Annotated in this window: 22 protein-coding genes and 1 pseudogene; 15 read left to right on the top strand and 8 right to left on the bottom strand. The window is 71.5% G+C overall.

Annotation, left to right across the window (positions count from 1 at the left end; translation table 11 throughout):
• Positions 1 to 65: 65 nt before the first annotated feature.
• A complete protein-coding gene (locus ASG52_RS03690) occupies positions 66 to 1,139 on the top strand; it encodes a BMP family ABC transporter substrate-binding protein (protein ID WP_056239143.1) in 1,074 nt (357 codons plus the stop codon).
• A gap of 65 nt (positions 1,140 to 1,204) precedes the next feature.
• Here the strand turns inward: ASG52_RS03690 and ASG52_RS03685 are convergent, their stop codons facing one another.
• A complete protein-coding gene (locus tag ASG52_RS03685; RefSeq protein ID WP_056239141.1) occupies positions 1,205 to 1,474 on the bottom strand; it encodes a hypothetical protein in 270 nt (89 codons plus the stop codon).
• A gap of 37 nt (positions 1,475 to 1,511) precedes the next feature.
• Positions 1,512 to 1,718: a hypothetical protein gene (locus ASG52_RS03680; RefSeq protein ID WP_056239140.1), complete on the bottom strand. Its 207-nt coding sequence runs from the start codon at positions 1,716 to 1,718 to the stop codon at positions 1,512 to 1,514.
• Positions 1,719 to 1,941: 223 nt separating this feature from the next.
• Here ASG52_RS03680 and ASG52_RS03675 point away from each other — a divergent pair, with 223 nt between their 5' ends.
• From ASG52_RS03675 to ASG52_RS03655, 5 genes are all read left to right on the top strand, one after another.
• On the top strand, positions 1,942 to 3,321 hold the full coding sequence (locus ASG52_RS03675) for a nucleobase:cation symporter-2 family protein (protein WP_082552321.1): 1,380 nt from the start codon (positions 1,942 to 1,944) through the stop codon (positions 3,319 to 3,321).
• Between the two features lie 39 nt (positions 3,322 to 3,360).
• Positions 3,361 to 4,731, top strand: coding sequence for a cytosine deaminase (locus tag ASG52_RS03670; RefSeq protein ID WP_056239138.1), 1,371 nt, complete (start codon positions 3,361 to 3,363; stop codon positions 4,729 to 4,731).
• A 295-nt stretch (positions 4,732 to 5,026) separates the two neighbouring features.
• Complete coding sequence (locus tag ASG52_RS03665) at positions 5,027 to 5,248, top strand: hypothetical protein (RefSeq protein WP_056239137.1); 222 nt, start codon at positions 5,027 to 5,029, stop codon at positions 5,246 to 5,248.
• Positions 5,249 to 5,406: 158 nt separating this feature from the next.
• Complete coding sequence (locus ASG52_RS03660) at positions 5,407 to 5,670, top strand: hypothetical protein (protein WP_056239135.1); 264 nt, start codon at positions 5,407 to 5,409, stop codon at positions 5,668 to 5,670.
• A 142-nt stretch (positions 5,671 to 5,812) separates the two neighbouring features.
• Positions 5,813 to 6,736 carry a LysR family transcriptional regulator gene (locus tag ASG52_RS03655; protein ID WP_056239133.1) on the top strand — a complete coding sequence of 308 codons (924 nt, stop codon included), beginning with the start codon at positions 5,813 to 5,815 and terminating at the stop codon, positions 6,734 to 6,736.
• 14 nt (positions 6,737 to 6,750) lie between these two features.
• Here ASG52_RS03655 and ASG52_RS25890 read toward each other — a convergent pair.
• A pseudogene (locus ASG52_RS25890) lies at positions 6,751 to 6,945 on the bottom strand (adenine deaminase C-terminal domain-containing protein); the annotation flags it as partial.
• On the opposite strand from ASG52_RS25890, the gene ASG52_RS26850 reads away from it, so the two are divergent.
• Positions 6,911 to 7,090: a hypothetical protein gene (locus ASG52_RS26850; RefSeq protein WP_056239130.1), complete on the top strand. Its 180-nt coding sequence runs from the start codon at positions 6,911 to 6,913 to the stop codon at positions 7,088 to 7,090. The pseudogene ASG52_RS25890 and the gene ASG52_RS26850 sit on opposite strands and share 35 nt — an antisense overlap.
• Here ASG52_RS26850 and ASG52_RS03645 read toward each other — a convergent pair.
• A complete protein-coding gene (locus tag ASG52_RS03645) occupies positions 7,087 to 7,728 on the bottom strand; it encodes a hypothetical protein (protein ID WP_056239127.1) in 642 nt (213 codons plus the stop codon). The two genes, ASG52_RS26850 and ASG52_RS03645, sit on opposite strands and share 4 nt — an antisense overlap.
• Complete coding sequence (locus ASG52_RS03640) at positions 7,716 to 8,360, bottom strand: glycosyltransferase family 29 protein (RefSeq protein ID WP_056239124.1); 645 nt, start codon at positions 8,358 to 8,360, stop codon at positions 7,716 to 7,718. The genes ASG52_RS03645 and ASG52_RS03640 overlap by 13 nt, the downstream gene beginning before the upstream one ends.
• Positions 8,361 to 8,471: 111 nt before the next feature.
• On the opposite strand from ASG52_RS03640, the gene ASG52_RS03635 reads away from it, so the two are divergent.
• The gene (locus tag ASG52_RS03635; protein ID WP_056239512.1) at positions 8,472 to 9,455 is read left to right on the top strand and encodes a glycosyltransferase family protein; all 984 of its coding nucleotides are present in this window, start codon (positions 8,472 to 8,474) and stop codon (positions 9,453 to 9,455) included.
• Positions 9,456 to 9,734: 279 nt separating this feature from the next.
• Here ASG52_RS03635 and ASG52_RS03630 read toward each other — a convergent pair whose 3' ends face one another.
• Positions 9,735 to 10,910: a glycosyltransferase family 4 protein gene (locus ASG52_RS03630; RefSeq protein ID WP_056239121.1), complete on the bottom strand. Its 1,176-nt coding sequence runs from the start codon at positions 10,908 to 10,910 to the stop codon at positions 9,735 to 9,737.
• Positions 10,910 to 11,950 carry a glycosyltransferase family 4 protein gene (locus ASG52_RS03625; RefSeq protein ID WP_056239509.1) on the bottom strand — a complete coding sequence of 347 codons (1,041 nt, stop codon included), beginning with the start codon at positions 11,948 to 11,950 and terminating at the stop codon, positions 10,910 to 10,912. Before ASG52_RS03625 ends, ASG52_RS03630 begins: the two co-directional genes overlap by 1 nt.
• 58 nt (positions 11,951 to 12,008) lie before the next feature.
• Here ASG52_RS03625 and ASG52_RS03620 point away from each other — a divergent pair, with 58 nt between their 5' ends.
• From ASG52_RS03620 to ASG52_RS28170, 7 genes are all read left to right on the top strand, one after another.
• Positions 12,009 to 14,075, top strand: a complete 2,067-nt coding sequence (locus ASG52_RS03620; RefSeq protein ID WP_056239118.1) for an HAD-IIB family hydrolase — start codon at positions 12,009 to 12,011, stop codon at positions 14,073 to 14,075.
• A gap of 68 nt (positions 14,076 to 14,143) precedes the next feature.
• Entirely contained in the window at positions 14,144 to 14,947 is an 804-nt protein-coding gene (locus ASG52_RS03615) for a glycosyltransferase family 2 protein (protein ID WP_502691027.1), read from the top strand.
• A gap of 13 nt (positions 14,948 to 14,960) precedes the next feature.
• Positions 14,961 to 16,103 carry a glycosyltransferase gene (locus tag ASG52_RS03610; RefSeq protein WP_056239113.1) on the top strand — a complete coding sequence of 381 codons (1,143 nt, stop codon included), beginning with the start codon at positions 14,961 to 14,963 and terminating at the stop codon, positions 16,101 to 16,103.
• Positions 16,104 to 16,134: 31 nt separating this feature from the next.
• Positions 16,135 to 17,058 (top strand): glycosyltransferase family 2 protein, encoded by a 924-nt coding sequence (locus ASG52_RS03605; RefSeq protein ID WP_056239110.1) that lies wholly within the window; start codon positions 16,135 to 16,137, stop codon positions 17,056 to 17,058.
• Complete coding sequence (locus ASG52_RS03600; RefSeq protein ID WP_056239108.1) at positions 17,055 to 18,110, top strand: glycosyltransferase; 1,056 nt, start codon at positions 17,055 to 17,057, stop codon at positions 18,108 to 18,110. The genes ASG52_RS03605 and ASG52_RS03600 overlap by 4 nt, the downstream gene beginning before the upstream one ends.
• A gap of 29 nt (positions 18,111 to 18,139) precedes the next feature.
• Positions 18,140 to 18,373, top strand: coding sequence for a hypothetical protein (locus ASG52_RS03595; RefSeq protein ID WP_286158925.1), 234 nt, complete (start codon positions 18,140 to 18,142; stop codon positions 18,371 to 18,373).
• On the top strand, positions 18,370 to 18,495 hold the full coding sequence (locus tag ASG52_RS28170) for a hypothetical protein (RefSeq protein WP_286158924.1): 126 nt from the start codon (positions 18,370 to 18,372) through the stop codon (positions 18,493 to 18,495). Before ASG52_RS03595 ends, ASG52_RS28170 begins: the two co-directional genes overlap by 4 nt.
• A 74-nt stretch (positions 18,496 to 18,569) precedes the next feature.
• Here the strand turns inward: ASG52_RS28170 and ASG52_RS03590 are convergent, their stop codons facing one another.
• A complete protein-coding gene (locus ASG52_RS03590; RefSeq protein ID WP_056239106.1) occupies positions 18,570 to 19,838 on the bottom strand; it encodes an MSMEG_0569 family flavin-dependent oxidoreductase in 1,269 nt (422 codons plus the stop codon).
• Positions 19,839 to 19,844 lie beyond the last annotated feature (6 nt).

The following is a 19,844-nucleotide window of genomic DNA, read 5'->3' as shown; positions in this document are numbered from 1 at the left end:
CGGCGCAAACGTCACGACGAGCCGATGAGCGGCCGCGGGCGGTGCCGGACAGGGGCGGACATCCGATGGTTCGTAAGGTTCTGACGCGGTGGGCCGGCGCGGCGATGGGCATCGCGCTGGCCGCCGCCCCGGCGCTCGCCGCCGACAAGCTCAAGGTCGGCTTCGTCTATGTGGGCCCGGTGGCCGATTACGGCTACTCCTACCAGCACGACCTCAGCCGCAAGGCGCTGGTCGAGGCCATGCCCGACAAGGTCGAGACCACCTTCCTCGAGAACGTGCCGGAGGCCGACAGCGAGCGCTCCATCGAGAAACTCGCCCGCTCCGGCGCCGGGCTGATCTTCACCACCTCGTTCGGCTTCATGGAGCCGACGCTGAAGGTCGCGAAGAAATTCCCGAAGGTGAAGTTCGAGCACGCCACCGGCTACAAGCGCGCGGACAACGTCGCGACCTACTCGGCCCGCTTCTACGAGGGCCGCTACGTCTGCGGCAAGATCGCCGGCAAGTTGTCGAAGTCCGGCACCGTCGGCTACATCGCCTCGTTCCCGATTCCGGAAGTCGTCAGCGGCATCAACGCGTTCATGCTCGGGGCGCAATCGGTCAACCCGAACATCAAGATCAAGATCGTCTGGGTGAACACGTGGTTCGACCCCGGCAAGGAGGCGGAGGCCGCCAAGGCGCTGCTGGCGCAGGGCGCCGACATCCTCACCCAGCACACCGACTCGGCCGCACCGCTGCAGGAGGCGGAAAAGGCCGGCAAGCTCGCCTTCGGCCAGTCCTCCGACCAGTTCCGATTCGCCCCGAAGGCGCAGCTCACCTCGATCGTCGATGACTGGAACGGCTACGTGATCGCCGAGACCAAGGCCGTCCTCGACGGCACGTGGAAGAGCCACGACACCTGGGGCGGCCTCAAGGACGGCATGGTCGTGCTCGCCCCCTTCACCAACATGCCCGACGACGTGAAGGCGATGGCCGAGGAGACCAAGCAGGGCATCGCCGACGGCAAAATTCACCCGTTCCAGGGCCCGGTGACCAAGCAGGACGGCACGGTCGCGGTGAAGGAGGGCGAGAGCGCGCCCGACCCGATGATCCTGGGCATGAACTGGTACGTGAAGGGCATCGACGACAAGCTGGCGCAGTAGGTTCGCGCCGGCAAAGAAACGCCGCCGGAGGGCTCCGGCGGCGTTTCTCGATTTTTACGAGGCGTTCAGGGCCGCGGCGGGGGCGGCGGAAGCCGACGCTCCTCCGGCGGCGGGGGCGGCGCCTCGACCGGCACGCCGATTCCGGGCGGGGCCGGGATGGCGTCGCCGCGCTCGATCGCCCGGCGCTCGTTGGCCGGACCGGCGGTGCCCTCGGTCCCTCCGGGCGCGGTCACGGAGGGTTGGCCGGCGGGCGCGCCGACCGATTGGGCAAGGGCGCCGCCGCTCAAGCCGAGGCCGGCACAGAGGGCGAGCGCGAGGGTCGTTCTGACGGACATCTTTGGGGGCTTTCCAGGCAGGGAGAGGGGAAGCGGGTTACCGGTGGCGCTTGCGATGCCGGAGCCCGGCCTTGCCGCGCCGGCCACCCGGCGCCGTGACGCGGGGCTGCCCGGCCGGCGGCGTCAGGCTCTGGGCCGAAGCCCCCGTCGCCGTGGCGACGAGGCCCCCCGCCGACAGGCCGGCCACGGTGAGCCAGGCCGCGAGGACGACGCCGAGCCCGAGCCCGGCCTTGAGACAGCGCATGACGGAGAAATCCTTGGAGGGCGGCAGCCCTGTTCAACGGTCGAGCGCAGCAAAGGTTGTGCCGCCCCCCGCCGAAGGACCACACGTCCACAACAACATCCGGCGAGCCCCGGACAGAGGAAGTCGGGCGTCGCGCTTCCGTCGCGGCGGGCCCGCACGGACAAGCTGGCACATGCCTTGCCCCCCGCCTTGCGATCAGGGCGGGCACGGAAGGACTACGTGTATGGGCGAGCGTGCAGCGACGACGGCGTCTCCTTCCCTGGCCGAGGCGACGGCCCCGGTCCCGCCGACCGTGCTCGGCCTGCTCGGCCTCCAGCATGTGCTGGTGATGTATGCCGGCGCCGTGGCGGTGCCGCTCATCGTCGGGCGGGCGCTCGGGCTGTCGCCGGAGGACATCGCGATCCTCGTCAGCGCCGACCTGTTCGCCTGCGGCATCGCCACCCTGATCCAGAGCTGGGGCCTGCCCGGCATCGGCATCCGCATGCCGGTGATGATGGGCGTCACCTTCGCATCGGTGACGCCGATGATCGCCATGGGGACCAACCCGGCCCTCGGGCTCGCCACGATCTACGGCTCGGTCATCGCCGCCGGCCTGTTCGGGCTGCTGGTGGCGCCGATGATCGGGCGGTTGCTGCCGCTGTTCCCGCCGGTCGTCACCGGCACGATCATCCTCGTCATCGGCATCTCGCTGATGAAGGTCGGGGTGAACTGGGCGGCGGGCGGCGTCGGCAACCCGAATTACGGCGCGCCGCTCTATCTCGGCATCAGCGCCTTCGTGCTGGTGACGATCCTGGCCATCACCCGCTACGCCACCGGCTTCGTCAACTCGGCCTCGGTCCTCATCGGCATCGTCGTCGGCATGCTGGTGGCGGCTGCGTTCGGCCTCGTCGATCTGGCCAAGGTCGGCGCGGCGCCGTGGTTCGACGTGATCCGGCCGTTCCATTTCGGCTGGCCGCGCTTCGATCCCGTCTCGGCGATCACGCTCTGCATCGTGATGATCGTGGTGATGATCGAATCGACCGGCATGTTCCTGGCGCTGGCCGAGATCACCGCCGACCCGGTGGACGAGAAGCGCCTGACCAAGGGCCTGCGCGCCGACGGCCTCGGCACGCTCGTCGGCGGGATCTTCAACACGTTTCCCTACACCTCGTTCTCGCAGAACATCGGCCTCGTCGGCGTCACCGGCGTGCGCTCGCGCATGGTCACGGTGGTCGGCGGCTGCATCATGCTGGGGCTCGGGCTGATCCCGAAGCTCGCGGCCCTCGTCGAGGCGGTGCCGCCCTGCGTGCTCGGCGGGGCCGGGCTCGTGATGTTCGGCATGGTCGGCGCGACCGGCACCCGCATCCTCGGCGCGGTCGATTTTTCCGGCAATCGCAACAACCTGTTCATCGTCGCGGTCTCGGTCGGCTTCGGCATGATCCCGCTCGTCGCCCCCGCCTTCTTCAAGCAGATGCCGCACGCGCTCCACCCGCTGCTCGAATCCGGCATCCTGCTGACCGCGATCTCGGCGGTGCTGCTGAACCTGTTCTTCAACGGCTTCGGCAGTTCGGTCGAGGCGCGGGAGGCCGCCGTGCGGCAGGCCAAGACGGCGGAAGCGCATTGATCGCAGCAAGCGGACCGCAGGCTGCGCTATGATCCCCGGATGACCCGGACCTTCCTGCCCGAGGCGGACGCCTTCCGCCTGTGCAACGCGCGCGTGCCCGTCGCCTTCCTCACCGACGGCGTGCCCGAGGGCGCGCAGCGCGACGCCGACGGCGCGGCGCTCCTCGACCTCGTGATCGCGGACGGGCGGTTCGGCCCGGTTCGGCCGGCGGGGCAGTCCCCGGCCGAATTGCCCGCCGCCGACCTCGCCGGGCGGCAGGCCTGGCCGCGCCTCGTCGATGTCCACACCCATCTCGACAAGGGGCACACCGTCGCCCGCACTCCCAATCCCGACGGCGATTTCGCGGGCGCGCTCGACGCGACGCGGGCGGACCGGACCCGGTACTGGGACGGGGAGGATCTGCGCCGCCGCATGGCGTTCGGGCTCGCCTGCGCGCAGGCGCACGGCGTCGGCGCGATCCGCACCCATCTCGACAGTCAGGAGGGCGGCCAAGAGAGTGGTTCCTTGCGCGATCAGGCCGCGACGACCTGGGCGGTGTTCCGGGAGATGCGCGCGGCCTGGGCCGGGCGGATCGCGCTCCAGGGCGTCGGGCTGATGCCGCTCGACGGCTATGCCGGCGGCTACGGCGAGCGGCTCGCCGACCTAATCGCGGAATCCGGCGGCCTGCTCGGCGGCGTCACCCGCCCCACCGGCGGCCTGCACGGGGCGGCGCGGGCAGAGTTCGACGCCGACCTCGACCGCCTGTTCGCCCTGGCGCGCGCGCGCGACCTCGACATCGACCTGCACGTGGACGAGACCGGCGACCCGGCCGCCGCCTCCCTCGATGCGGTGGCCCGCGCCACCCTCCGGCACGGCTACGAGGGCCGCGTCACCTGCGGCCATTGCTGCAGCCTCGCGCTCCAGCCGCCGGAGCAGGCGGCGGCGACGATCCGGCGGGTCACGCAGGCGGGCCTGCGCATCGTCACCCTGCCGACGGTCAACCTCTACCTTCAGGACCGCACCCGCGGGCGCACCCCGCGCTGGCGCGGCGTCGCGCCGGTGCAGGAACTCATGGCGGCGGGCGTGCCGGTGGCGGTCGCGGGCGACAATTGCCGCGACGGCTTCTACGCCTACGGCGACCACGACATGCTCGACACGGTCCGCGCCGCGGTGCGCATCCTCCATCTCGACCACCCGCTGGAACGGGCCCCGGCGCTCGCCGGCCCCGTCCCCGGCGCGATCATGGGCCTCACTGAGGCCGGCACGATCCGCGAGGGCGGCCCGGCCGACCTGATCCTGCTTCCCGCGCGCAGCCTCGGTGAGGTCGTCGCCCGCGCGCATTCGGATCGGATCGTGCTGGCTTCCGGGCGGCGCCTCGACGCGACGCCGCCGCCCTACGAGGCGCTGACCGGCGCGCCGGCACCCTGGTAGAGGCCGCGGACGGACCCGTTTCATCGTGCGATCCCGCACGCCTCGCGAAAGAAGCGTGCCAGTGGCACCGCGCAGCCGATAAATTCGCCGGAGCCTATGCAGTGAATTGTTTTTATTGAAGGTTTCCTGTCGGATGCTGGCCCTCGGCCTCGGCCCGTCTTCACCACGCCCGTTCTTTGTGCATTGATTTGAAGCAGTCCCTGTTGCCACCGAAGGCACCGGTGCTCAGTTCTTAGGACATCCGATTGCCCGCGCTTGTCCGTCGCGGCGGCATCGTGAGTCCTGGGAGTGGTTCATGATCTCGCGCATCCTGTTGGGCGCCGTCCTCGGCGCCAGCCTGTCCACCGCCGCCCTGGCGCAGAGCTTCAACGCGCCCGCCGGCATCCCCGCCGCGACCGCGCCCGGCGGTCTCACCGGCCTCGCGGCGCCCGGCAACGTCGGGCGCTTCGTGCAGCGCCGCGGCTACCCCGAGCGCGCCGTCACGACCGGTTCGGTGCGCGGCGAACGCCTGCGCTGACCCGCCGCCCCATCGCTTTTCAAGTATCTCGAACGTTTCGTTCGATCTTATTCCGGTTTTCCGAAGGGAGGATCGGAGCCATCTTCCTCTCACCCAATGACGACCGGGGCTTCACCGCACCGCAGGCCGTCACCGCCACCCACCCGATGGAGTTCCCCATGACCCGCCTCGTCACTGCTTCCGCCCTCGCCCTCTCCCTCGTCGCCGGCCTGTCCTCCGCGGCCTCCGCCCAGAGCTACAATGCGCCGGCCGGCATCCCCGCCGCCACCGCCCCCGGCGGCCTCGAAGGCACGGCCGGCGCCGGCAACCTGTATCGCTACGAGCAGCGCTTCGACCGCAACGCGGTCGGCCCGATCTCGGTCGAGCGCGTCGAGACCACGGGCTCGATCGGCCGGACGCACGGCGCCCGCGCCGTCCGCTAACCCGAACCCCGCATCCGACGTCCGAGTCTGGTGTCCAAGAGGCCGGTCCCGCCCATGCGGGGCCGGCCTCGTCGCGTCGGCGCCGCCCTTGCTTGTCGAAATCTTCGCGAGCGCCCCCGGCGCATCGTTCGAGGGAATCGACATGCAAGGCCCCGGAACGCCGACGCTCGACCAGCTTCGGGTCTTCCTCACGGTGGTCGAGGCCGGCAGCTTCGCCGCGGCCGGGCGACGGCTCAACCGCGCCACCTCGGTCGTCAGCTACACCATCGCCAACCTCGAAGCGCAGCTCGGTCTGCCGCTGTTCGACCGCGAGACGACCCGCAAGCCCCAGCTCACCGAGGCCGGGCGCGCGGTGCTGGCCGAGGCCCGCACGGTCGCCCATGGCATCGATGCCCTGCGGGCCAAGGTCGGCGGGCTGCTCGGCGGCCTGGAGGCCGAGGTCGGGCTCGTGGCGAGCGTCCTGATGCCCGGCGCCCGGCTCATCGACGCGCTGACCGCCTTCCAGATCGAGTTTCCGACCGTGGGCCTGCGGCTCAACGTCGAGGCGCTCGGGGCGGTCCAGCAGCTCGTCGTCGGCGGGACGGCAGAGATCGGCATCACCGTCGAGCTCTGGAACCGGGCGAGCGACCCACTGGAGACGATCGCCGTCGGCGAGGTCGAGATGCTGCCCGTGGCGGCACCCGCCCATCCGCTCGCCCGGGCGGAGGCCGCCGTGCCGGGGCTCGCCCGTGAGCACGTCCAGCTCGTCATCGCCGACCGTTCGCCGCTGACGCAGGGCCAGGAGTTCGGCGTCGTCGCGACCCGCACGTGGCGGCTGTCGGACCTCAGCGCCAAGCACACGCTGCTGCTCGCCGGGATCGGCTGGGGCAGCATGCCGGCCCACATGGTGGAGGCCGATCTCGCCGCCGGCCGGCTCGTCGAGCTGCGCATCCCGGAGGCCAAGCGCCGGCGGCTGCCGCTGACCGCGATCTACCGCACCGACCGGCCGCCCGGCCCGGCCGGACGCTGGCTGATTCGGCGCTTCGCCGAACAGGCCGAGCGCGAAGCCGCCGCGCGCGCGGGCTGAACCGCCTTTTCGCCTTAAGCCGCCTCGAACAGCGGCACCTGCCGCATCTCCGGCACCAGCACGAGACCTTTATCGGTGATGCGGATCTGAGGGATCACCGAGAGCGGGATCAGGTTGAAGCCCATATAGGGGATCGCGCAACCGGCCTGCGCCCAGGCCGCCTTGAGCCGGCGCATGTCCTCGGCGACCACGCCCACGCGCTGGTCCGACCGGCCCGACCTCGTCACCACCGATCTCGGGCTCGACCGGCTCTGGAACCGGACGATCACCCTCTTGGTGCTGATGGGCGCGCTCGCGGTCTGCATCTACGGGGCGCTGCACTCGGTGATCCGCAACCGGCGCGCTGCTGGTTAGCTCATCCAAGCTGCGTGGACCGATCCGCGGGCGGTGTCGGGCTTGGACTCGCCGATGAAGATCACGACCGGGCCATGGGCGTCGCGCCGGGGATCGTAGAAATCGAGCAGGCCCGGCGCGATCTCTTGGAAGAAGCGAGGGCGCAGGCCCTCCCGCCGGAGCAGGTGGTCGATCACGACCTGATCGCCGTGGACCGCGTTCGGCACCGGGCCGCAGGCGCCGGGCGTCATCCAACGCTCGGGCTCGGCCGCGAAATGCGCGTAGAGGCCGGCGAGGGCGTCGCCGTCCCAGCGCAGCAGGGCGCTGGAGAGGCGGCCCTTGTGGAAGTAGTCCTCCATCGCCGCGAGGCCGGGCTCTGCCAGGGCGTCGGCGGGGCCGGTGAAGACGGTGTCGAGATCGCACAGCAGCGTCGTGCCGTCCGTGAGGCCGGGGCGGAACGCCTCCATCTTCGCCCACCAGGCCGGCCAATCGTGGCGCAGGAGCACGCGCTCGACGCCCGGAACAGTGAGCAGCAGGTCGGTGAGGCAGAGGATGCGCGTGAAGGCCGGCGCGTGGCGGCGCACGCCGCGGGCCAGCCGCTCGACCCAAGGGGCGTCGTAGCGACCGCCGCCCTTCAGCACCGTGATCAACGTGGGCATGGGGCACTCTCGAAGGGATGGAGATGCAGGCGCCCGGCCGCCTCTTCGCCCACGAACCACGCGCGTTCGGCGGCCCAGGGATGGCCGGGCCAGCCGTCGAAGCCAAAGCCGTAAGCTTGGACCGGCGGGGCGCCGGGCGCGCGGGCGCAAAGCAGCGCCAATGTCACGAGGAAGCCGGTGCTCGGGTTCGGGCGGCCCGGCGTGCGCGGCGCGAGGAGATCGCGCGCATGATCGTGCAGGGCCTCCGACAGGATGTGGACCGGGCGGCCCGTCGGGTGCAGCAGGGCCAGGATGTCGCTGGTCCAGCAGATCGGCTCGGGGCGGTTGTGCTCGTCCGGCAGCATCGGGAAGGGCAGGATGAAGGCTTGAGCCGCCCGCACCAACGGGCGTTCCAGGAAATGCCGGTCCTCCAGCCATTCGCGCATCTGGCCGCCGCGGTTGACCAGGGCGAGGTGGGTGACGCGGGAGCCGGTGGCGCCGCGGAAGCCCGCCGCGTTGTTGAAGCGCACGACGCACTCCGCAGCATCGATCGCCTCCGCCGCGCCGGTCCCCGGCGCATTGCCGACGATGGCGAGGGACGCAATCGATGCATCTGCCGGTCTGGATCGGAGGAGAGCGGTATCGGTATGCACGGGTCTCGGGGGCTTAAGCGGGATCGTGTGGGGAACCGCCAAGGTCGGGCGTCGGTTCGGCGCCTCCGTAGGTGCGCGGCGCCGCAGGGGATACCGTTCGACATGACGACCATGCGCCGGTGCTTCGTCTGTGCGGCCGACATGCAGGCCCCGAGCGAGCGGCATCTGACCTTTCCGGACGGACGTCGGCGCGCCTTTCCGCTCGCCTGCGGCTCCTGCGGCGTCCTGCTCGACGGGCCAGCGGACGCGTCCCGTTGGCGCGCGCATCTGAGCGAGGCGCTGGCCCGGGAGACCTTCGTCTCCGACGGGCAGGCGCCCTACGGGCTCGACCTCTACACGCTGCGCATCGCCGCGACCCGGCACGGCCGCGGCGTCCGCCCGCTCGACGCCGAGGGCCACGCGGCCCTGCTGCATCCGCATGCGGAACAGGCCGCGCGGGCCGAACTGTACGACCTCGATGGGTCGCCGACGCGCCCGGTCTCCCTCGGCCTGCTCTGCCGCCCGTTCGAGCTCGACGGGGTGCTGGCCGGTCTGCCGGCGCAGGCGGGCTGGACCGACGACGTGGCGATCCTGCTCGATGCGGAGGCGGCTCCGCCGCGGGCGGTGGCGGTGCCGGGGTTCGCGGAGGATGGGGTGCGGGTGGCCGCCCGGCCGCTCGAAGGCGATTTCGCCGCGCAGCGCAACGCGCTGCAGGCGTTGGCCCGTCACCCTTGGATGCTACAGCTCGATGCCGACGAGAGCCTCGCGCCCGCCGCCGGCCGGCTGCTGCCCGCGCTGGCGGCGATGGCCGAGGCCGGCGCCGTCCGCTCGATCGGGCTGGGGCGGGAGAACTGTGTCGACGGCGTTCTCGCGGACGTTTTTCCGGACGTGCAGTACCGGCTCAACCGCCGCGACGTGACGTACGCCGGTCGCGTCCACGAGCGGCCGCTGCTCGCGGGCGGGTGGCGCGAGAGTTTCATCACCCTCCACGGCGCGATCGAGCATCGGTTGAGCCGCGCCCATGTCGAGACCCGCTCGCGCCGCTACGAGGCGCTGGACCCCGGCCGAGGCCGTCCTGAGGAAGTGGAAGCGCTGCTCCGCCCCTACCGCGGCTGACACGGTTTCCGGATGATCGCGGCGGATTCCCCCTCACGCCGTCATTGCGAGGCGGAGGCGTAAGCAATCCAGTGCTCCGCATGGTCCAGGGATTCGCTCATTGGGCCGCGTCGTCGGCGCTCTCTCCGGAAAAGTCGCGCTCTGGATCGCGTCAGTTCCGCCTCACGATGAGGGGGTTGGATGGGATGAGCCCGTCAAACAGGCGCTGAGTCCTGGATTCCAAAGGTCGAGACCTTTGGTGGGTCCAGGGCAAAGCCCTAGTGGTTTCGGCAAAGCCGATCATCTCTTTCGGGCTGCCTCATACAGCGCCAAAGTTTCGCGTCCGAGTCTCGCCCGGTCGAAGCGCCCGGCCGCCGCCAGCGTGCGGGCGCGGTAGGCGCGGCGCAGGGCGGGATCGACGAGGAGCGGGCGTAGGGCGTCGGCGAGGGCCGGCCCGGTGGCGGTCTGCGCCAGCGGCCCCGCCCCCGGTTCGCCGACGAAGGCGCAGGCGCTCGCGTCCTCGGCGCAGGCGACCACCGGGCGGCCGTAGGCCAGGGCCTCCTGATAGACGAGGCCGAAGCTCTCGTAGCGCGAGGGGGCGAGCACCGCGTGGGCTTGCGTATAGGCCTGCGCCAAAGCCGCCGCGTCGATCCGGCCGCGGGCGCGGATGTGCCGGCGCGCGGCCTCGGACAGGTCTGGGGGAAGGTCGTCCGGCGGCACGCCGACGAGGTCGAGCTGGAACGGCGGCAGGGCGCCCCGCGCCTGCTCCTCGGTGAGGATCGCGACCGCGGCGAGCAGGGCGTCGAAACCTTTTCGCAGTTCCGCCCGTCCGACGAAGAGCAGGCGCAGGGGGGCGTCCTCCTGCGGATAGGCGGCGCTGCGGGCGCTGGTCAGGATCTCGGGCGGCAGGCTGAGGCCGATGACGGCGGAGGGCTGGCGCCCGGACAGGCGATAGGCCTGCGCGATCACCGCGCCGTGCGCTTCGGTGTTGGCGATGAGCCCGGCGCTGCCCCACGCCTGCCGCCGCTCCAGCGCGTCGGCGGCGCGGCCGTCGAGGCGGTCACGCAGGTTCGTTGGCTTAGCCCCGCGGGTGAAGGCGGCGGGCGTCGAGCTGCGCGTCACCAGCGGCAGGTCGCGCCGGCCCGCGAGCAGCACGGCGGGGGCGTACCAGTTCGTCGCCTCGATCACGTCGAACGGCGCGCGCGCATGCGCCGCCAGAACCGCCCGGCGGAAGGCGGCCGGCGCGGCGAGATGCCCGAGCGCGCCCCACCGGCGCAGGCGCGCCAGCCCGCCGCCGGGCGGCAGCGCGAGGCCTTCGACCGTGACGCCGCCGACCCGTGACCGCCCGGTCCGGTCGAGGGTGAAGACGGTCACGTCGGTGCCCGCTTCGCCCAAACTTTCGGCGATCTCGCGGGCCGCGGTCGAGAGCCCGCTCGGGGCCGGCGGGTAGTCCCAGGTCAGCAGCGCGACGCGCATCAGGCGGCGCGCAGGCGCTGGTAGAGCGCGAGGTAGTCGCGGGCCATGCGCTCCGCCGTGAAGCGTGCCTCGAAGCGGCGGCGCACCTCCGAGCGGTCGAGCCGGTCGATCCGGGCGAGGGCCGCGACCGCCTCTTCTTCTGATGCGACGACGAAGCCCGTCACCCCGTCCTCGATGATCTCGAGGACCGAGCCGTGGTTCCAGGCGATCACCGGTGTGCCGTGGGCCATCGCCTCGATCATCACGAGGCCAAAGGGCTCGGGCCAGTCGATCGGGAACAGCAGCGCGCGGGCGCCGCCGAGCAGGTCACTCTTCGCGCGGTCGTCCACGGGTCCGAGATAGGTCGCATCCGGCCCGAGCAGCGGGCGCACCATCCGCTCGAAGTAATCTGGGTTGCCGACATCGATGGTGCCGCCGAGCCGGATCGGGAGCCCGGCGGCGCGGGCGACGCGGATCGCCACGTCCGGCCGCTTCTGGTCGGTCATCCGTCCGACGAAGGCGACGTGAGCGCCGGGCGCGCGGGACAGCGCGTAGCGGTCCGCGGCGAGGCCGTGATGCACGACGCCTGCCTGGTTGGCCTGCGGGATGCCCTTGTTTTGCGCCGCCGAGATCGCCGCCACCGGCAGGTCGGGGAAGCCGGCGAAGAACAGCGCGCGGTCGAGTTCGTCCACGCGCCAATGCACCGTGGTGAGGCTGTGGCGCCGCCGCGCCCCGAGCAGGGCCGCGTGGGCGAACTCGCCGTGGGCGTGGACGATGTCGAAGTCGTCGAGCCGCCGGCGCAGGGCTTCCAGTTGCAGCGCGTCGAGTGCGGCCGGCACGCCGGGCGCGACCCGTCCGAACCGCCGCTCCAGGGCCGCCAGACTCGGATGGTCGCCGACGCGGGCTAAGTCGGTCACGCTGTCGCTTGAGGCGAACAGCGTCACTTCGACGCCGATGTTTCTCAATGCAATCGAGAGATCGTGGACGATCCGCTCCGTACCGCCATGGTGCAGCGGTGGAACGGGAAAAATATTGGGAGCGATTTGGGCGACGCGCAGCAACAGTTCCACCTACATATGTTGTGACCGGCATGGGACGATCCGGTCCATAGACCGCCCTATGTTCGTCCTACACGTCGCCCTCCAGGGCTGCCTGCGCGGCAGCGACGTTGTCTACGGACTGACGGCCGATACCGGCGGCCATATCCGCTACCTGCTCGATCTGGTCGGCGCCTCGGCGCGGGACGCGGCCGTCACGCGGATCGTCGTGGCGACGCGGCTGTTCCACGGTGCGCCGGGCCCCGATTACGCCGTGCCCGAAGAGCGGATCGCCGACAAGGTCGGGCTGTTGCGGCTCGCCAGCGCCTCGCCGGGCTATCGCTCGAAGGAGGAGATGCACGGCGAGGTCGCGAGCTACGCCGAGAACCTCGTGGCCTGGATCGGCCGCCAGCCGTGGGCCCCGGACATCGTCCACGCGCATTACGCCGACGCCGCCGCCGTGGCGGCGATCGTGGAGGAGCGGCTCGGCATCCCGTTCGTGTTCACCGCCCACTCCCTCGGGCGGGTGAAAGCGGCGATGCTCGGCGAGGCCGCGACACGCCCCGACCTGACGCGCCGGATCGCCACCGAGGAGGCGGCGCTGACCCGCGCGAGCCTCGTCGTCGCCTCCTCGCGCGACGAAGCCGAGGTGCAATACGGCGGCTACGACGCCTACGATCCGGGCCGGGTGCGCGTGCTGCCGCCGGGCAGCGACCTCGCGCGCTTCGCCACCAGCCGCCCGCATCCGCGGGTGGATGCCACGATCGACCGCTTCCTGACCGATCCGGGCAAGCCGCCGCTGCTGGCGCTGGCCCGGCCGGTGGCGCGCAAGAACCTCGCGGCGCTGGTGCGGGCCTACGGCGAGAGCCCGGAATTGCAGGCAAGCGCCAACCTCGTCCTCGTCGCGGGCACCCGCGAGGACATCGACGCGCTCGACGGCGACATGGCCGCGACCATGCGCGACCTTCTCGTCCTGATCGACCGCTACGACCTCTACGGGCGCGTGGCCTATCCCAAGACCCACCGCCCCGACGACGTGCCGGCGATCTACGCCTATGCCCGCGAGCGCGGCGGCCTGTTCGTCAACCCGGCGCTCAACGAGCCTTTCGGCCTGACCCTGCTGGAAGCTTCCGCCGCCGGCCTGCCCCTGGTCGCCACCGACAGCGGCGGCCCCAACGACATCGTCGAGACCTGTGGCAACGGCCTGCTCGTCGATCCGCGCGCGCCCGCCTCCATCGCGGCGGCCTGCCTGCACATCCTCACGGACCAAGCCTTCCGCGCGGCCTGCGTCGCGGGCGGGGCGCGGGCGGCCGCCGCCTACGACTGGGACCGGCACGCCGCGCGCTACCACGCGCTGCTCGCCGCTTTGCTCGCCCGCACCCCGCCGCTGCGGAACCCGCGCCAGCTCCTGATCTGCGATATCGACAACACCCTGGTCGGCTGCGAATCCGCGCTCGCGACCTTCCGGCGGTGGCGCAGCCGACAGACCGGGCTCGCCTTCGGGGTCGCCACCGGCCGCTCGTTCCACAGCGCCATGGCGGTGCTGGAGCAGCAGGACAGCCCGCGCCCGCAGGTGATGATCACCTCGGTCGGCTCGGAGATCTACCATCTCGACGAGAACGGCGTGACCTACACCGCCGACGCCGCGTGGCGCGCCGCCGTCTCGGTCGGCTGGGACCGGGAGGCCATTGACGCGGCACTGGGCCTGCTCGACGGACTCGTGCCGCAGGGGCCGCTGGAGCAGCGGGGGCACAAGCTCAGCTTCTTCGGCGACGGCGAGACCGCGCAGCACGTGCGCGAGCGGCTGCGTGAGGCCGGCCTCTCCGCGAACGTGATCCACAGCCACGGCCGCTATCTCGACGTGCTGCCCGCCACCGCCTCGAAGGGCTCGGCGGTCGATCACGTCCGCTCCCTCTACGGCCTGCCGGAGCGGGCGGTGTTCGTGGCGGGCGATTCCGGCAACGACATCGAGATGCTGCGCGACCGGACCCAGGCGATCATCGTCGCCAACTATTCCGATGGGCTGGCCACCCACGCGGCGCTGGCGCATTCCTACGTCGCCCGCGCCTCGCATGCCCGCGGCATCATCGAGGGCGTGCTGCATTTCCGCCGGGCGGTGGCCTATGCCGTGCCGGCCACCACCGCGTGACCGGTTCCGACGTTTCGGCGAGCGTGCTCACCCTGGTCCGCGGCCGGGCCGACCGCCTGCGCCACCTGATGCACGGCCTCGCACGCCAGAGCGTGGCCCCACGCGAGTTGGCGATCGCCTGGATGCAGCCGGAGCGCGCCCCCGACCTGCCCGATCCCGGCTGCCCCGTGCGCCATTGCCACGTGCCCGGCGAGCCGATGCCGCTCGCCGCCGCCCGCAACCGGGCCGCCGAGGCGGCGGCCGGCGATCTTTTGATATTCCTCGACGTGGACTGCATCCCGTCGGCCGGCCTCGTCGCGGCCTACATGCAGGCGGCCCGAACGGAACGCGGCTTGTTCCTCGGCGAAGTGCTGTATCTGCCGCCAGATGCCGTCATGCACAACACCGACCCGGCGGTGCTCGACCGGGTCGGCCGCGTCCATCCGGCCCGGCCTCCTTTGCCCGCGGCGGGTTTGCGGCGCGAGCCCGATGCCGGACAGCTCTGGGGCCTGTCCTTCGCCCTCCCGGCCGACGCGTGGCGAGCGGTCGGCGGCATGGACGAGGGTTACATCGGCTATGGCGGCGAGGAGACGGATCTCGCCGCCCGGCTCGCGGAATCCGGCTTGCCGACCTTCTGGGTAGCGGGCGCGCGGGCCTATCACCAGCACCACCCGGTCCACGTGCCGCCGCTTCAGCACTTCTCCGCGATCCTGGCCAACGCGGCCCGCTTCCGCGCCCGGCACGGGCGCTGGTGCATGACCTACTGGCTCGACCAGTTCCGCGCCGCCGGCCTTATCGCCTGGGACGAGACCGCTCCCGCGATCCGGCTGCTGCGCCATCCCGAACCGCCCGAGATCGCCGCCGCCCTGCGGCCGGACGCCCTGTTTTCCTGACGACGGCGAGACCATGAAGAAACCCATCGCGTTCTTCGTCCACCACCAGGGCCGGGGGCACGCCCACCGCACCATGGCGGTGGCGGCCGAATTCGCCCGCGACCGTCCGGTCTCGGTGCTGACCGCCGGCCCACACCTGTTCGACGACTTCGCCCGCGACATCGAGATCGTGACGCTGCCCAACATGATCGGCGCCGCGGTGCCGACCCCGCGCCTCTACGCCGAGCCGACGCCGCCGGTGATGCATTGCGTGCCGCTGGGCCTCGCCGAAATGCGCCGGACCATGCGGACCATTCTCGACCATCTCGATGCCCGCGAGGTCGGTCTGTTCGTGGTCGATGTCTCGGCCGAGATCGCGCTGCTTTCTCGCATCGCCAGCGTGCCCGCGGTGCAGATCCGGATGCACGGTGATCGGGGCGATATCGGCCATGTCGGCGCCTACGAGGCCTGCGTCGGCATGCTCGCCCCCTTCGACGAGCGGCTGGAGCAGGACGACTACCCGGCCAGTCTCCGCCAGAAAACCTTCTACAGCGGCGGGCTGTGCACCAGCGTCGATCGCGTGCCCGAGCGCGCAGAGGCGCGGGCCCGGCTCGGCCTCGACCCGGAGCGCGAGATCGTGGTGGCCGTCACCGGCGGCGGGGGTAGCGGCACACCCTACGCGCCGCTGACGGTGGCGGCCCGCGCCGCGCCCGAGGCCCTGTGGCTGACGCTCGGGCCGACCCACCGCGAGGGCCACGAGACCGACTTTTCCAACTTGCGCGAACTCGGCTGGGTGCCGTCCGTGACCGACTATCTCGCCGCCGCCGACATCGTCGTGGCCTCGGCAGGCGACAACACCGTCCACGAGGTCGCCCGCGTCGGCGGGCGTCTCATCGTGATGCCCGAATGGCGCTATTTCGGCGAGCAAACCCGCAAGGCCGAGGCGCTGGTGCGCCTGGGCGCCGCGGTCCAGGCCCCGCAATGGCCCGGCGACCTCCAGGGCTGGCGCGACCTCCTGGCCCGCGCCCGCGGCCTCGACGGGAGCGTCCTGCGCGGCCTCTACGCCCCGGATGCGGCGGCACGCGCCGCCGGCTGGCTCGAAGGGCTGACCGACGAGCTGTGGCTGGATGCCGCCGCCGAGGCGCCCGCCCCGCTTCGCGTCGTCGCGACGAACTGAACGAACCGTCCCCGCTATCGCCGGAGCCCGCATGCCCACCGTTTCCGTCGTCACCCTGGCCAAGGGGCGGCCCGCGCATCTGCGCAACGTCCTGCGTGGGCTGGAGCGCCAGACCCAGAAGCCCGCCGACTTCGTCGTCGCGGTGATGCAGGACGCGCCCTACGACCTGCCCGAGGTCGGCTTCCCCGTGCGCCAGATTCATGTGCAGAGCACCGAACTGCCGCTCGCCGCCGCGCGCAACCGCGGCGTCGCGGCCTCGTCGGGCGAGGCGATCGCGTTCCTCGACGTCGATTGCATCCCGACGCCCGGCTTCGTCGCCGAGTACGCCCAAGGACTTTCGGCGCTCGACGGCCTGCTGATGGGCGAGGTGCTGCACCTGCCCGAGCACGCCACGCTCAATGATTGGGACTACGACGACCTCGCGCGGGTCGCCGAGAAGCACTCCGACCGGCGCGGCCCCCCGGCCTCCGGCATCGAGATCTGCACCGACTACCGCTGCTTCTGGTCGCTCAACTTCGCGATGTCGCGGGCGACGTTCGAGGAGACCGGCGGTTTCGACGAGCGCTATGTGGGCTACGGCGGCGAGGACACCGATTTCGGCAAGATCCTCGACCAGCGCGACATCCCGATCGCCTGGATGAAGGGCGCGCTGGCCTATCACCAGTATCACCCGCACCACATGCCGCCGATCCAACACCTCGACAGCGTGGTGCGCAACGCCGAGCTGTTCGAGGCCAAGTGGGGCTACCGCACGATGGGCCACTGGCTCTACGCCTTCAAGGTGATGGGCCTGATCGATGACACGCCCGACCGGCCAATCCGCATCCTGCGTCGCCCCGACGCCGCCGACCTTGCCCTCACCGGCCAGCAGAGCCACCAGCCCTACACCAACTCGGCTTCGGTCATCCGCCATCTGGAGGCGCGGGCGCGCGAGACCCAGGCCGAGCCGGCGTGAGGATCGCGCTCCTCGCCCATCTGCGCCATCCGATCGCCCCGCCCTTCGCCGGCGGGTTGGAAGCCTATACTTGGCACCTCGCCGACGGCTTGAGCGCCCGCGGCCACGCCGTCACCCTGTTCGCCGCCGGCGACAGCGACCGGCGCTTCACCCTCGACCCGGTGATCCCGGTGCATCACGAGGCAAGCTTCCCCGGAATGGAGCACCGCGGGGACGCCGGGCTGAAGGCCCATGTCGATGCCGGCTATGCGGCCGCCCTCGACCGCATCGCCGCGGGCGGCTTCGACGTCCTGCACAACAACAGCCTGAGCCGCCTGCCGCTGGAGCGCCGCCGCCTGGAGGCCGTCCCGACCGTGACTTCGCTGCACGTGCCGCCCTACGACGCGCTGCGCTGGTTCGTGCACGAAAGCCTGACCCCCGACCACCGCATCACCGCGACCTCGCAGGCCCACGCACGGGGCTGGTGGCCGGACGGGGTGCCGCCCGAGGTGGCGGTGCTCCACAACGGCATCGATCCCGCCGCGTGGCCGTTCCGCGAGACGGGTGACGGCAGCGCGGTCTGGTGCGGGCGGATCGCTGCCGTGAAGGGTCCCCACCACGCCGTCGCGGCGGCGCGGCGGGCGGGCCTGCCGCTGACCCTGTTCGGCCCGATCGAGGAGGCGGACTACTGGCAGGCACAAGTCGCCCCGCTCCTCGGCGGCCCGATCCGCTACGGCGGCCATCACGACGGCGCGACGCTCAGCCATGAGATCGGCCGCGCCTCCGTCTTCCTGTTCACGCCGTGCTGGGACGAGCCGTTCGGGCTGGTCGCCGTCGAGGCGATGGCCTGCGGCCTACCGGTGGCGGGGTTCGCCATGGGCGCGGCCGAGGAGGTGGTCGGCGAGGCCGGTCGCCTCGTCTCCGTCGGTGACGAGATCGCCCTCGCGGGCGCGATCGGCACGGCGCTGTCCATTCCGCGCGCAGTGCCGAGGGTGCGCGTCCTGCGTCTGTTCACCCGCGAGCGATGGCTCGACCGCTGCGAGGCGCTCTACGCGCAGGCCCGCGCCGCCTGACCCCGATGCCTTATCTACTATCAAGAAAAATGACCCGCCAGGACCTCATCGCCGCCCTGTGGCACGGCCGCGATCCCTTCGCCGACCCGCCGGAGGCGCTGCACCCCCTCGACCTGCAGGGCTGGCGCAGCCGCGACCCCTATCTCGATGAAGCGGTGGAGCAGTTCCGCCCGAGCGTGGTCGTCGACGTCGGCACGTGGAAGGGGGCGAGCGCGCTCCATCTCACCCGCGCCCTGGCCGAGCGCGACATCCCCGGCACGTGATCGCCGTCGATACATGGCTCGGCGCCGTCGATCACTGGGCGGATGAAGGTCTGTTCGCCGAACTCGCCACCGAGCACGGCTTCCCGAGCCTCTATCGCACCTTCCTGGGACCGTACACCTAGCCATCCAGGCCGGTGATAACCGGGGGAGTCGAAGGACACGCTGACCGGCAACCGCGTCGGGGCGCAGGCCGGTGTCAGACCGCGACCTTCAGGGCGGCACGCTCGGCGGCGAGGCGTTTCTGGATCACGCCGACGATGTGCTCGGCGTCGCGGCCGACGGCGCCGAAGCGGCCCGAGCCCCAGGTGTTCAGCCAGGGCAGGCCGATGAAGGAGACGCCCGGTTCGCTCGTGATACCGCGCTTGTGCTTGGGGTTGCCGGCGCCGTTGAACACCGAGGCGTCGAGCCAGCGAAAGTCCGGCGTGAAGCCGATGCACCACACGACGCTGGTGATGCCGGAGCCGGCAAGCGGCAGGCGCATGACCGGCTCACCCGGCTCCCAGACCGGTCGGTAGGGCGCCTGTGGCAGGGCTTCGATGCCGTTCTCGGCGATGTACTTATCGATCGCCGCGTTGATGCCGTTGTAGGTCCGGTCGGCCGAATCCAGCGAACGTTTGAGATTGTCGCGGAAGCGCAGTGCCCCGTCTGAAAAGTCTTCCAGTGCGCCGTAGAGCCGCATGCCCTCCAGAGCGAAGCGGCGCAGGTCGATGTCGCGCCCGCCGTCGCGGCCGGTGACGTAGTGGTTGGTGTTGTCGCGCACGCCATCGCGCAGGGGATGGTTCTCGACCGTCATCGCGTAATAGCCCATGTCGGCGAGCCACGTGACGACGTCGCGGCCGCGGTAGAACCGGGCGCAGCGGGGCGCGTCGCCGACCGCCAGATGCACTTTGCGGCCGGCGAGATGCAGGTCCTCTGCGATCTGCGCGCCGGACTGGCCCGAGCCGACGACGAGCACCGCGCCCTCGGGCAGTTGCGCCGGGTTGCGGTACTGGTTCGAGTGGATCTGCGTGATCGATCCCGGCAGCCGCTCGGCCATGCGCGGGATGATCGGCCTGTGGTAGCCGCCGGACGCCACGACGATCTCGTCGGCGGTGTAGTCGCCCTCCGAAGTCTCGACCGAGAAGGGGCCGTCCTCGCGCCGCGACACGCGGGTGACGGCGACGCCCTCGCGGATCGGCGGATCCACCTTGGCGACGAAGGCCTTGAGATAGGCGACGATCTCGTCCCGCTTCATGAAGCCGTCCGGGTCCGGCCCGTCGTAGCGGTGGCCGGGCAGATCGCATTGCCAGTTCGGCGTGACGAGGCAGAACGTGTCCCAGCGTTGGCTCGCCCAGGTGTGGGCGGCGGTCTCCTTCTCGAAGACGAGATGCCGGATGCCGCGCTCCTTGAGATGGTGGCTGACCGAGAGGCCGGCCTGCCCGCCGCCGACGATGACGACGGGGACGTGACGCGTCGTAGAAGTCATGGCTCA

The organism is Methylobacterium sp. Leaf456 (genome assembly GCF_001425465.1).
Lineage (GTDB): Bacteria > Pseudomonadota > Alphaproteobacteria > Rhizobiales > Beijerinckiaceae > Methylobacterium.
This window is presented reverse-complemented; position numbering and strand designations above follow the sequence as displayed.

What these genes read in the sequence shown, in the direction of transcription:
- ASG52_RS03690 (WP_056239143.1), top strand. Translation starts at nt 66, where the DNA reads ATGGTTCGTAAGGTTCTGACGCGGTGGGCCGGCGCGGCGATGGGCATC.
- ASG52_RS03685 (WP_056239141.1), bottom strand. Translation starts at nt 1,474, where the DNA reads ATGTCCGTCAGAACGACCCTCGCGCTCGCCCTCTGTGCCGGCCTCGGC.
- ASG52_RS03680 (WP_056239140.1), bottom strand. Translation starts at nt 1,718, where the DNA reads ATGCGCTGTCTCAAGGCCGGGCTCGGGCTCGGCGTCGTCCTCGCGGCC.
- ASG52_RS03675 (WP_082552321.1), top strand. Translation starts at nt 1,942, where the DNA reads ATGGGCGAGCGTGCAGCGACGACGGCGTCTCCTTCCCTGGCCGAGGCG.
- ASG52_RS03670 (WP_056239138.1), top strand. Translation starts at nt 3,361, where the DNA reads ATGACCCGGACCTTCCTGCCCGAGGCGGACGCCTTCCGCCTGTGCAAC.
- ASG52_RS03665 (WP_056239137.1), top strand. Translation starts at nt 5,027, where the DNA reads ATGATCTCGCGCATCCTGTTGGGCGCCGTCCTCGGCGCCAGCCTGTCC.
- ASG52_RS03660 (WP_056239135.1), top strand. Translation starts at nt 5,407, where the DNA reads ATGACCCGCCTCGTCACTGCTTCCGCCCTCGCCCTCTCCCTCGTCGCC.
- ASG52_RS03655 (WP_056239133.1), top strand. Translation starts at nt 5,813, where the DNA reads ATGCAAGGCCCCGGAACGCCGACGCTCGACCAGCTTCGGGTCTTCCTC.
- ASG52_RS26850 (WP_056239130.1), top strand. Translation starts at nt 6,911, where the DNA reads ATGTCCTCGGCGACCACGCCCACGCGCTGGTCCGACCGGCCCGACCTC.
- ASG52_RS03645 (WP_056239127.1), bottom strand. Translation starts at nt 7,728, where the DNA reads ATGCCCACGTTGATCACGGTGCTGAAGGGCGGCGGTCGCTACGACGCC.
- ASG52_RS03635 (WP_056239512.1), top strand. Translation starts at nt 8,472, where the DNA reads ATGCGCCGGTGCTTCGTCTGTGCGGCCGACATGCAGGCCCCGAGCGAG.
- ASG52_RS03630 (WP_056239121.1), bottom strand. Translation starts at nt 10,910, where the DNA reads ATGCGCGTCGCGCTGCTGACCTGGGACTACCCGCCGGCCCCGAGCGGG.
- ASG52_RS03620 (WP_056239118.1), top strand. Translation starts at nt 12,009, where the DNA reads ATGTTCGTCCTACACGTCGCCCTCCAGGGCTGCCTGCGCGGCAGCGAC.
- ASG52_RS03615 (WP_502691027.1), top strand. Translation starts at nt 14,144, where the DNA reads ATGCACGGCCTCGCACGCCAGAGCGTGGCCCCACGCGAGTTGGCGATC.
- ASG52_RS03610 (WP_056239113.1), top strand. Translation starts at nt 14,961, where the DNA reads ATGAAGAAACCCATCGCGTTCTTCGTCCACCACCAGGGCCGGGGGCAC.
- ASG52_RS03605 (WP_056239110.1), top strand. Translation starts at nt 16,135, where the DNA reads ATGCCCACCGTTTCCGTCGTCACCCTGGCCAAGGGGCGGCCCGCGCAT.
- ASG52_RS03595 (WP_286158925.1), top strand. Translation starts at nt 18,140, where the DNA reads ATGACCCGCCAGGACCTCATCGCCGCCCTGTGGCACGGCCGCGATCCC.
- ASG52_RS03590 (WP_056239106.1), bottom strand. Translation starts at nt 19,838, where the DNA reads ATGACTTCTACGACGCGTCACGTCCCCGTCGTCATCGTCGGCGGCGGG.